This is a genomic window from uncultured Dysgonomonas sp. (genome assembly GCF_900079725.1).
Lineage (GTDB): Bacteria > Bacteroidota > Bacteroidia > Bacteroidales > Dysgonomonadaceae > Dysgonomonas.
The window spans coordinates 2,425,905-2,437,727 of sequence record NZ_LT599032.1 but is presented as its reverse complement, the minus strand read 5'-3'; the positions used below and the strand labels follow the sequence as shown (position 1 = coordinate 2,437,727).

Annotated in this window: 12 protein-coding genes; all 12 read right to left on the bottom strand. The window is 36.7% G+C overall.

Features of this window, described 5'->3' with window-relative positions; translation table 11 throughout:
• Window positions 1–109: 109 nt before the first annotated feature.
• The 12 genes from QZL88_RS09965 to QZL88_RS09910 all read right to left on the bottom strand — a co-directional run bounded on the left by QZL88_RS09965 (window position 110) and on the right by QZL88_RS09910 (window position 11,822).
• Complete coding sequence (locus tag QZL88_RS09965; RefSeq protein WP_296940691.1) at window positions 110–886, bottom strand: class I SAM-dependent methyltransferase; 777 nt, start codon at window positions 884–886, stop codon at window positions 110–112.
• 19 nt (window positions 887–905) lie between these two features.
• The gene (locus QZL88_RS09960; protein WP_296940689.1) at window positions 906–1,388 is read right to left on the bottom strand and encodes a flavodoxin domain-containing protein; all 483 of its coding nucleotides are present in this window, start codon (window positions 1,386–1,388) and stop codon (window positions 906–908) included.
• A gap of 40 nt (window positions 1,389–1,428) precedes the next feature.
• Window positions 1,429–1,857 (bottom strand): GNAT family N-acetyltransferase, encoded by a 429-nt coding sequence (locus tag QZL88_RS09955; protein WP_296940687.1) that lies wholly within the window; start codon window positions 1,855–1,857, stop codon window positions 1,429–1,431.
• 137 nt (window positions 1,858–1,994) lie between these two features.
• Complete coding sequence (locus QZL88_RS09950) at window positions 1,995–2,357, bottom strand: hypothetical protein (protein WP_296940686.1); 363 nt, start codon at window positions 2,355–2,357, stop codon at window positions 1,995–1,997.
• Window positions 2,358–2,363: 6 nt separating this feature from the next.
• On the bottom strand, window positions 2,364–2,813 hold the full coding sequence (locus QZL88_RS09945) for a DUF6463 family protein (RefSeq protein WP_296940682.1): 450 nt from the start codon (window positions 2,811–2,813) through the stop codon (window positions 2,364–2,366).
• 54 nt (window positions 2,814–2,867) lie between these two features.
• Window positions 2,868–3,662: an AraC family transcriptional regulator gene (locus QZL88_RS09940; protein ID WP_296940679.1), complete on the bottom strand. Its 795-nt coding sequence runs from the start codon at window positions 3,660–3,662 to the stop codon at window positions 2,868–2,870.
• A 165-nt stretch (window positions 3,663–3,827) separates the two neighbouring features.
• Window positions 3,828–4,361, bottom strand: coding sequence for a hypothetical protein (locus tag QZL88_RS09935; RefSeq protein WP_296940677.1), 534 nt, complete (start codon window positions 4,359–4,361; stop codon window positions 3,828–3,830).
• A gap of 1 nt (window position 4,362) precedes the next feature.
• Window positions 4,363–5,091 carry a hypothetical protein gene (locus QZL88_RS09930; RefSeq protein WP_296940675.1) on the bottom strand — a complete coding sequence of 243 codons (729 nt, stop codon included), beginning with the start codon at window positions 5,089–5,091 and terminating at the stop codon, window positions 4,363–4,365.
• A 60-nt stretch (window positions 5,092–5,151) separates the two neighbouring features.
• A complete protein-coding gene (locus QZL88_RS09925) occupies window positions 5,152–6,117 on the bottom strand; it encodes an FAD:protein FMN transferase (protein WP_296940673.1) in 966 nt (321 codons plus the stop codon).
• Between the two features lie 61 nt (window positions 6,118–6,178).
• Window positions 6,179–6,907 carry a hypothetical protein gene (locus QZL88_RS09920; protein ID WP_296940670.1) on the bottom strand — a complete coding sequence of 243 codons (729 nt, stop codon included), beginning with the start codon at window positions 6,905–6,907 and terminating at the stop codon, window positions 6,179–6,181.
• Window positions 6,908–6,913: 6 nt separating this feature from the next.
• Complete coding sequence (locus QZL88_RS09915; protein WP_296940668.1) at window positions 6,914–7,510, bottom strand: TetR/AcrR family transcriptional regulator; 597 nt, start codon at window positions 7,508–7,510, stop codon at window positions 6,914–6,916.
• A 226-nt stretch (window positions 7,511–7,736) separates the two neighbouring features.
• Complete coding sequence (locus tag QZL88_RS09910; protein ID WP_296940665.1) at window positions 7,737–11,822, bottom strand: hybrid sensor histidine kinase/response regulator transcription factor; 4,086 nt, start codon at window positions 11,820–11,822, stop codon at window positions 7,737–7,739.
• Between the last annotated feature and the right edge of the window lies 1 nt (window position 11,823).

Sequence of the window (11,823 nt, the reverse complement as noted above, 5' to 3'; positions counted from 1 at the left end):
CGGAAAAGTTTCTTTTATACAAAGACGGAATTCGGGCTTTCGGTTCTTCCATACAGCACGGATATGATGATTAGCTATTGTCCGGATTTTAAATTATGAATGCTCATCATCAGGCTATTACATTTCTTTTTATCAACATGATCGAACAAATGATATCCTGTTCCAGTGTTGTGTATTCTTTTCTTTGATTTTCAATGTAGCTCTGAAATAGGGATGTCTTCTCCGGATATTTAACCTTTAGTTCCTCGCATCTTTGTACTAATAACCGAAGGTCTTCTTCATTGTTATCAAATACTTCCTGACCGGCTTTTATTTCGTCACAGATTACCATTCCGGCTTCCTCTACCTGATACAGCAATTCTTCCTTGTTCAGTATCGAAGATTGTGATACTTCATCATTATTTTCAATATAGCCATCATCAATAATGATTACACCGCTATCTTTCAAATGGGGTAGCATGGTAGTAAGGGTTTCATAATAGTTCCCGAATACCTGCCCGATTGCGCCAAGTATTATAATATCGTATTTACCTAAATCTTTGATCTCCTTTCTAATGTCGCCAACCCTGAATTCACATAGAGTATCCACTGCATGTTCTTTTGCCGCGCTGTTTGCTTCACTGATAAATTCCTCTATACCATCAATTCCTAAACAGTGATGCCTTAATTTATCAGCCAGCCCTATTGAAACTGCTCCTTTCCCGCAGCCTAAATCTAGCACGTCTAATTGCGCGTGATTCAATTTTTGTCTCTCAAGTAGTGTTATGACTTCTTTGGGTGAAGTACCTATTTCCCAAAAATCCTGTAAAATATAGGGAAGGTAAGGGAAAATCGCGGTGTCTGTTGTATCCATTGCTATGACAACACTTTCTTCTAATGATTTCATAATTCGTTATTTTTCGTTTTCATATTTTAATTTCTTTTGCAAACTTCTCAATGGCGCTATATTCTATTGAAGAAATGGAACTTGTTGCTTTTGATATCTTTTTGACAATAAGTCTTTCAAAGAAATTCATTTCATCAAATAAGAATTCACCGCCTAAAAATGTGGCTGTTCTGGCATGTTGACGTAATGGTTCAGAATAAGCGTTTATTATTTGTTTATTCCGGATATCTAAGCCGGGTTCCATTCCACAAATAAAAAGCCCGATTGTTTTTTCTAATAGCTTCTCTTGATTCATTTTGCAAAAATTAGTCATCGCTTTTCGGGGTGTTCCTGCATAAATAGGCGTTCCCAGTATAATGATATCGAAGGTGTCGATATCATTATTACTATTTTGTTCCAATGACATCAGAGCAATTTTACCTTCACTTTTTTGGGCAACCAATCGGGCTACTTTCTCAGTCGTTCCATGCTTTGATGTATAGATAATTGCTGTTTTATTCATTTCTTATACATTTGACATTTATTTCGGTCAATTCTATAATTTAAGTTTCTTTTTTAAACCATTTGGAAGGAATTCTTAAAATGGAATTTTTATATCTGTCAAATCCCATCTTTTCGTAAAAACCTGCGGTATCTTCTTCGGTTTGAACTAACCATTCCGATTTTGGGTATTGTTGAATACACCGTTTTATTAACTCACGGCCTATACCTTTTCTTTGAAACTCCGGTTCGATCACCAAATCATAAATTACTGATCTTACTGTTTTATCACTAAGCACCCTGACAACACCAAGAAGTCTATCATCTCGCCATGCTGATATAACCAAAGTTGAATTTATAAACGGCAAATTGAATTTATCCAGTATTTCAGGGCTTTCTGAACCATCCGACCAACCAGCTAACAGGAATAATCTATGCAGTTGATAAGAAGGCAGCTCTTTTTTCGTATCATCATAAAAATATTCAGTCATATTCTATTTTAGTATTAAGGAAAGTTTCACTTTATTTTCGCCATTCCTTTTTTTATTGTGATTTAACTGGAATCTTGTGAGCAGATTTTAGGGGTATAAAGTAAAGCTTAATGATTTTCTTTAATTTTTAGCCTTTATCAATGCAGGGCAGGCACTAGGAACAAAAGTGTACATAAAAACAGGAATACACCCAATTCGATAGAACTTCCCGGGAATATATATTCGACAATAGTCCTTATAAGAAAAAAGAATGACAGAGCCAATAATAGGGCTTTTCCTAACTTTGTATTAGCTATTTCAATACAATAACGTATCAAAATTATTCCCAAAGGGAAAAGAATAGATGCAAACCCAATAGTAGATATTTGCATAATTCCACTATTTGTGTCGCTTAACTTGGGCAATTCTTCCTGCCAATTGAATAACTCCCAAAATGAAAGGTGAAATATGGCCAGTAATATCAATAATATACCATCAAGTTTAATCAGTTTAGTTTTCATATTGTTTTAATCTTTGACCTCTACATTCCGATTTTTCCGGGCTCTTATCTGATTTATTACCAACATGTAAATAGCATGAGGTAACATGATGAATGTCATTCCGGAATTAGGCATCATATAAACTCCGACAAGCACAAACAGAAGATATGATATAGTAAATACGAGTGGTAAAGTCCCACCTTTCCGTTCAATAGAATGTATTAATAACCCGAGAGGTATTAAAAGCAATCCAAAATATAAGAACCAGAAGATTACAAGTATTTCAACGTCTGCAAAACTTGTCTTTGCCTCAACTATCGGTAAAAGCTCGGCTCCGGGACTGACTTTATAGAAGTATGTCTCAGCCATTCTTGAAAATTGTGTGCCTCCGTTATCGGGTTCTATTACCGTAAGGTTATGTATTATGGCGATTATTATTAGAAGTACGCCGTTGGTGATTATATTAAAGATTCTCATAATATGATGTAGTATTAAAATGGATATAATTTTTTAAAGTATATTGATTCATAATTACACTATAAAATAATCGGAATAAGTCAGGCAATTAAGTGCATACTCATTAGGCGTATAGCCTGTGAGTAGTTTGAATTCTCGCAATAAGTGCGATTCATCATAATAACCTGCCTTCTCTGCCAATAAGGTGGATGTTATATTTTTATTTGTTTGCATATAATTCATTGATCGCTGAAAGCGGATTATTCGCGCAAATTCTTTGGGATTAATGCCAACGTGATTATAGAATATTCTCTTGAATTGCTTATAACTTAGACAGCTTTTTTTTGAAAGTTCCTTTATACTTACAGGATTAACCTTTTCTAATTCATTAACAGCAAAACAAATCCGATTGAAGTTGTAATTCGTTTGAATTTTATTCATAAAAAAATCTTCAATCATTGAAATAGCAGAACATTTATCCTGCATATCCAATATTTTATCACGCAGCTCTACCTGTGATTTATCATTTAGGTCTTCAACAGATACATATCTATTGTAAAACTCAAGCATAGGAATATTGAAAAAGGCATGTGAGCCTTGAGGTGTAAAAACAACTACGACCTGCTTGCAATGATTATGGTATGTCAAATTAGAATGAGAAGCCATATGCCCTTCTACAAATGTGATAGGCTGGTAATCATTTGTCAATGTAGAAAATGGCGGCGTTCCCATATGGAAAACGAGTTGCATACAACCGATAGGAATAACTATTTCCGTATAGTTGTTTATACCATCTTCTTCAAATATCCAATAGTAGCTAATGAATGGCATAAGCTCTTTTCTTGGTAATATGACTTTGTATTCTTTCATTTAATTCTCTAATAATGGCTGCAAAAATATGGGCTTTATCCTACTTTCTCTATGTACAAAAAGGACATTCTGATCTCTAAGGGTGGAATCTCCCTGCTGTTCGCAACGGGGAGATATTTTTTACCTGCTTTTCCATGTGTTACTCTATCCTTACTCGTAGAATCTTTAGAAAGTTAAACCCACCTTAAATGAGATCGCCTGATGCCACAACTTTTCTTCAAATTCTTTATGAAAGTAGTTGTCGGTTTGTTTCTTCAGTCGTTTCAAATCCTGCCATTCATAGCCAACGGCAAATTGCAGCCTCATTCTATTCTTTAACGGGTACTGAATACCGATAGAAGGGTTTGCAAAATATCCTCCGTTAGCGTCGTTGGCTGGAGCGAAAGAGTACCCCATTGCCAGTTCTGCATAAGGAGTGAATTTACGTGTCCTGCCGATTTGAAATTTCACATCACCGAATACCGGGATAAGCGTTTTCTCATAGAAAGACAACCCTGTTCCGGCTCCTACAGCCCATCTGTCAGTCAGGTTATAATAGCCCAGTACCTGCCATGTAAACGGTGTCTTTGACGGTGTGCTCATAGACAATCCTGTTCCGATTGTCGTGGCGAATGATATCTTACATTCTTTTTCCTTTGTTTGTGCTTTAGCCGTTATGACCGATAAGCTCAAAAGCGCAATTAAAATTAAATTCTTCATTTTACTCAATGTTTATTGTTATTTCTTTTACTATTTCCAAAGCCGATGTCAGGGAAGACAAATCGGTATAAAGTTCACCGTTTGACCCGTCAGGGCTGCTGTGTCCAATCAGGGTTGCGGTATATTGCTTTTTATCCGAATCAAGGTTGATGGTTGCCGCATATACAACCGCAGGCTGTCCGCTACCATCTTTGCCACCCGTCCAGTTGGAATCACCTTCCTTTGCTCCTTTTGGGTAATAGTCGTTCCAGTCTGTTGAATGGTTTAATTCTACCTTAACAACAAACTGCTTTAAGTTTCCTACCGGAGTCATTTTCACATCGAAATTGCCGTGAGGGGTTGCTCCTGAAATGCCGTCGACCATCGGTTCACCTTTTGTCGGCAGATATAACCCATCAGGATATTGTATGCCCCGCGAATGGCACCATACAGGAAGCGATTCTTTTCTCCGGTTGCCACTGTTTCCCTGCCACGACTCAGTAGCTATCTTATGGCTCACATAAATAGTACTGATGTAGTTGCCGCTCAGGTCTTCTATCCACATGGCTATCTGTGGTGGATTTTTCTTGTTAATCCCCAGAAGTCCCGGAAAGTCATGCAGGTACTCCTTCCCCTCTTTTACATACACTTTGATATCGCCCTGGCGGTAATCTACCAGGTCTTTATCACACGAAGTAAGCATTCCGACTGCCGTAATGCCTAATGCTGCTAAAATTTCTGTTTTCATCATTTCTTTGTTTTTATGTTATTAATTATGTAGCCCGGTGGTCACAATTTGGGTAAAAAAATATCAGAGGTATTTACGCATCCCTGTGGATTGTTTTATACTGTAGTTATCGGATTGGGATTTTTCCTTGCAGATAAGATAATAATCCAGTGACGGTTCTGTTTTTAACAGGTCATCTAGTTTATCATCTTCGACAGACATAATAGCAGTAGCGTAAGCATCTGCCGTAACACAATCGGAAGCGATAACCGTTGCACTGAGAATATCATTGTCCACAGGTGTGCCCGTCAATGGATTAATAGTATGTCCGTACTTTTTGCCATTTTTCGTTCGGTAGTTGTTATAGTTTCCCGAAGTGGCAAGACAAATCCTGCCATTGAGCCGGACTATCGCTTCAAATCGGGATGCTTCCTGCCCTAAGTCTACGGGAGGCTTGAGGATGCCGACAGACCAATCGGAGCCGGTTCTATTCTTTCCTTTGGTAATTATTTCCCCGCCTATATCTACCATATAGTTTTCCACTCCTTTTCTGTCGAGATAACGTGCTATCAATTCACAGGAGAAACCGTCTCCCATCGCCGAGAAATTAAGCTGTACACGGGGATCTGATTTCACTACCCGTTCGTTTTCAATGCTTATTTTCTCATATCCGACATACTCTTTTATACTGTCAATCTCTTTATCTTTTGATGCTTCAAAACCAAAACCCCAATGGTTTATGAGCGGTGCAATGGTGGGATCGAATACACCTTTCGTCTTTTGGGCAAGACTTATTGAGTGATTGAAGGCTTCGATAAACATACTATCCAGAATAACCGGTTCGTTGTTATTCACTTTTGATACCGTCGATTGTCGATCGAACGGGTTAAGCGATTCGTAAAAGACATCATAAATGAATAGTATGTCTTCGTTTAAATCGTAAGGATAGCTATAGGTTATCCTGTAATAAGTATGCCTTTCCCCTGACAGTACATGATATGGACATTTCTTTTCCTGCCCTATCTCTCCGAATAATATAAATGGAAACATGATCGTTTGTTTTATAAATGTATCCAATCGGTCACATTTGGATTAAAAAAATAGATGCTGCCTATTCCTTGACTGAAACCGTAATCCCTTTCACAATATCAAGGGCTGTAGTCAGTTTTGAAGTATCGGGATAAACTTTTCCGTCTGAACCATCGGGGCTGCTATGCCCAATTAATTTCCCGGTAAATTCCTTTTGTCCGTTAGTCATATCGACTTCGATGCTGTAAACTACAGCAGGCTGTCCGCTTCCTAATTTCCCGCCGGAATAATTGCTGTCGCCCTCTTTGGCATCCTTAGGATAGTATTCGTTGAAATCGACAGAGTGGTTAAACTCGCATTTAACAATGAAGTGCTTTACTGTTTCATCCATTTGCAGGTTAGCCGAAAAACTGCCTTTCGGTGTCGCTCCTGTTACCGCATCGGTAAGTGGCTCTTCTTTAGTAGGAAGATATAAACCGTCCGAATATTGTTCCCCCTGTGCATGACTCCAACAAGGGAGGGATTCTTTCCGTCTGTTTCCTCTGGCACCTATCCACGTCTGTTTGGCAAGTTTTTCACTGACATAGATGGTCGAGATAAAATTACCTTTCGTATCTTCTGTCCAGATAGCAATCTGCGGCGCGTTCTTCTTTTTGATAAAAAAGAATATAGGGAAATCATGTAACCAGTTTTTCCCTTCTTCCACACGAACCTGTATATTGCCGGTTTCGAATTGGGAGGGAGCAGGACTTTGTCCGCTACAACTCAATACTGTCGCTGCTAAAACCATGTTTAAAACTACTTTTTTCATTATTGGTTACTTTATTATAATATCTATAAGTGTATCTATACCTTCGATTATTTGCTCCCATCCTTTGTCGCTTTGAATGTCAATACCATTATACATCCGGCAGTTATCTTCAAAAATTGCCAAATAGGATATTCCGGCATCCATAAGGGTGGATACGGCTTGTAATTGCTCTTTGTCTATCTTTGCGAATCCGGACATCATCTCCATAAATTGCACTCCATTCTTTTCCCGCTGGGCACGGATTTCCACTACGAAATCTTTGTCCGAGGAGAGCTCCCACCGTTTTAATCTTTTGAGAACAATATTTTCTCTGTATTCAGCTATCTCCCTGCGGTAAAAGGCTTTCAGATAACCTTTGATATCCGAAATATCCGGTTGCTCTAAAGGTGTATTAAGCCAGAAATCATGCTTTTTCATATAAGCATATATCAATCCGTCAAGCGAATCAAAATAACGATATATCAGATTCTTCGAAAATCCTGCTTGTTTGGCTACCTGATTGATACCCAGATTCTCAAATCCGACTTCTACTATCAACTCACCGACTGCACCTATCAGACGTTCTTCTGTATTATCGCGGTCGCGTTCTTTTCTTTTTTCCATGCTATTTATTGCCTAATTGTGACCATTCGGATACAAATATATGTAACTATTCGGTCACAACAAAGTATTTTTGCGATTATTTTTGAAAGACAATATGTAATTTGCTGTAAATTAGAAAAATAAATAGATGGGGTGGAGTGTGTTTATTCGGGAATTAATTATGCACCTGCAGTAGGGAAGCTTATTTCGGATAAGTGTTCCCAACAGAACAAATATCCTTTTATTATTAGCAGTACGGGCCTTCTTTAGATTTTCCTGCATTTTTACGGACTTCTTCCCTGTATTTTTTAGGAGTTGTTTCAAACTTTTGAAAAAATATCTTGAAGAAGTTTCCCCTATTAGCAAAGCCTGTTCTATCCATAATTTCATCTACAGATAAATTTGTACTGATCAACAACCTTTTTACCATATCCAGTTTATATTCCTTAATTATATCAACTGTTTTTTTGGGAGTAATATCTTTTAGCCTTCGATAAAATTGGCGGGTGCTATATCCCAACGAGGAACTGATAGTCTCTACAGAAAGATCTGGATTTGCAATATTTGTATCTATTATTTCATAAACTTTTTCCATGAATCTCCGGTCTTCCTCATGCGTAAGTTTCCCTTCATTTACTTCAAAGGAGCTTAAGGCCGAAGAGAAATACTGTTGTAAATCTTCTTTTCTTTTAATTAACCGCTCAACCACTTTTTCCAAATACTTCACATTAAATGGCTTGGTGATATACACTTCAGCTCCTGAATCAATCCCCCTGATCTGGTCTTCCTCGGTATTTTTAGCTGACAAAAGAATTAACGGTATATGGTTTTGGAGTTTATCCGCCTTTATTGAGGCTGTTAGTGACAGGCCGTCGATATCAGGCATCATTATATCCGAAATTATAAGATCGGGAAGACTCTTTTTCAGGCAAGGTATTACTTCCTTCGGATCGTTTATAGGTATTACATTGTACTGTTCTATAAAAATCTCCGTTACAAACCACAACATAGACGGATCATCGTCTACAATCATTATTGTTTTCTTTTCTTTATCATATCCAGGCAGTAAATAATCATCCGGTATGGGTGAATTTTCCAGATTAACAGGCAGGGGGTCTTCTATAAGGCTCAGTTCTGTACTATCGTAAACCGATGAGTCGTCGGTAGCCTCCAAAACAGGAAGAGTTACCGTAAATATGGTCACTTCATTAGGAGTGCTGGATACATTTATCTCCCCTTCCAGTAGTTTTACCATATTATTGCAAATCGCCAGCCCTAAGCCATTTCTTGGAGACACTTTATTCTTATTCTGTTCCTCAAAATTGTCAAGAATCGTATAGCGGTCGAAAATCTTAGCTATATTCTCTTTCTTAATGCCTTTTCCCGTATTAGAGACTACAATCTTAAGTTTTCCCCCTTTGACAAATAGCTCTAAACCTATTTTTCCATTATCGGATGTATACTTAAAAGCATTGGAAATAAGATTGGTTACAACCTTGGATAAGCAACTCGGATCGGTATTCCACAAAACATTTTCTTCAATTCTAACTTCATATTCGAAGCCTTTAGCTTCAGCTAATTCTACAAACGAATCTGTTATATTGCGGGTTAACTCCGATACAGAAAGATTCCTTATCTCAAGGGTCTTATTGCCTGTTTCCAATCGCCTGAATTCGATGAGTTCGGAGATTAGACTATTTAGTTTTTCGGCATTGTGCTGAATAAGGGTTGCATATTTGTTTATATAATTATCTGTATTTTTGTATGAAAGTATCTTTTCGCATGGGCCATATATCAGAGTCAAAGGAGTACATAGTTCGTGAGTAATATTGGTAAAGAAGCGAAGTTTAGACTCATAAATTTCTTCCCGTTGCTGACGGTTTAACCTTTCTATAATGTTATCCTTTTTCATCTTATACCATTTGATAGAAAACCGTATAATAATGAACAGAATGCAAAGGGAAAGTATGGCATATACAAGATAAGCTATGTTGGTAAGATACCAGGGAGGGAGTATATCAATAAATAAAGATTGAACAGGACTTTCCTTCCCCGTTATATTATTTCTGTACTTGACCAACAAGGTATATTTACCTGGAGAAATATTAGTAAATGCTGCTGTATTGGAAGTACCATTATCAATCCAGTTAGTACTCAGTTCATCCAATTTATAGAAGTAAGTGTAATCGTTGCCATGTATATAATCGACAGCGGTGAAAGATACTGAAAAGAAATTTTGCCTGTAATTTAGTTTCAGAGTTTTATCCTCATTGTCTATTTCTAAAAAGTCGAATATATTATTCTCTTTACCAAATATAGATAAGCCATTGAAATGTATAGGTGGGCTGTAATCTTCTTTCGGTAATTCGTTAGTGATAATTGTTACAAAACCGTTGATACCGCCAAAGAATAAGACGCCTGTGTTTTCGTGTTTAAAGTAAGCTCCATCACTAAATTCTGTCACTTCCAACTCGTTGTGTTGCCGATATGTCTGAAATGTATTTTGTGCAATATTAAATTTGATAAGCCCCTGGTTTGTACTTAGCCATAGGTTGTTATAATAATCTTGCAGGATGCCATGAATAGCGTTGTTAGGAAATCCGTTATCTTTATCAAAAGTTTGTTTCTTTCCGTCATCATACATTCGGGCTAGCCCATAACTTGTTCCAAACCAATAGCCGTCCTTGTTTTTCAGAATTGAAAAAATATCATTTAGTGTCTGATTTTTATCGTTTTGGTCGAAGGTGAAAGTTTCAATATCCTCAGTATGATTATTGATCCTGTAAGCGCCATATCCTCTATTTCCAAACCAGATAATAGAATCGTTTTCTTTATATGTGGTAAAAAAATAGTTTGAAGAAAATTTACCTTCATCAAACAAAAACAATTTCTCATTGCTTATCACCGGATTATCGTTGTCTCCACCCAGACGTGCTTTAACAATACCTTCGCCAACAGTGGCTATCCAAAGTGTAGAGTCGTTAAATTCGCATATCGAATGAACATATTGTACCGGTTTACCGTCTATGGATACATCTATATTTTTAATTTTCCTATCTTTATATGAATAATAATTTATTCCTTTTTCGCTTCCTATCCATAAGATATTTTTTTTGCTGGGAACTATCGTATATACTGAGTTGTCTTTTAGCTGACTATTCATCGTCTGAAAATGAGTCGATGTAGTCTGGCTGCCTGTTGCAATATCATAACCGCCAAGAGAAACGATCCCGTCCCCTTTTGTCCCAATCCAGAATGTATTTTTATCATCGAGATAAAATGTTCTTATAGGATTGTTTATATTATGGGGAAGATCCCGGAATAGTGTTGCCTTTATTGTATACGAATCGGTATAATACATATATACTCCCTGTCCATCAGTACCAACCCATACAATATCCTGATACTTATCTTTCATCAGGCAAAAAATACCCGATTTTATATCTACTTCATATATAGAGAACCGTTTTTTTTGTTCTGGCATATGTTGTAGTATGATCAAGCCACTATTTTTAAATCCGATGAAATAGTTATCCTTATACTTGATGATAGATGATATATCTCCATATTTGACCACTTCGGCAGATATATCATGTATATAGTATTTATTCTTTGAAATCGGGTCAAATTCATATAGCGCATAGGTGTCGTCAACAAAATAAAAGATACCATCCTCATAAAAACACCAGATAATATTTTCTTTATTAGTAAAATAGTTCTTTTTGATAAGAGCTGGCTTTTTATTCTCATCCAAATGGATATTGTAACTGAAATATTTACCGTTTTTCATGAAAACCCATAAGGTATTTTCTTTATCAATAACAATTTGCAGAATATCATCAAATACCAGATCCTCTATATATATATTATGGAATTTATTTTCTTTTGCTACATAATAGTAAAGGTAATTATCGTTCTTTACAACAAAAATATCGTTTGCCGGACTTTTAATAATCCAGTTTTTCCCCTTAAATTCTTTAAAGGTGCGGACGGTCTTAAGCTGTTTGTCTAAAAGGTCTAATCCATAATTTGTCTGTATCCAGAGTGTATTATCCTCTGCCTCAAGAATACTTTCAATTATATTTCCGGACAGGATATTCTCTTCATTTGATGGCATGAAGACCTGAAAATTCAGGCCATCAAACATATTTAAACCTTCGCATGACCCAAACCACATGAGGCCGCCTTTATCCTGATACATGGATAATATAGCACTGTTAGAAAGCCCATTTTTACTTGAATATTGTCGAAGGCTATAAGCACATATAGAGTTGGATAAAATTATCAAGATTGTAAACAATACAAGCCTATTAAATTGTGAGTTGTATTTCATA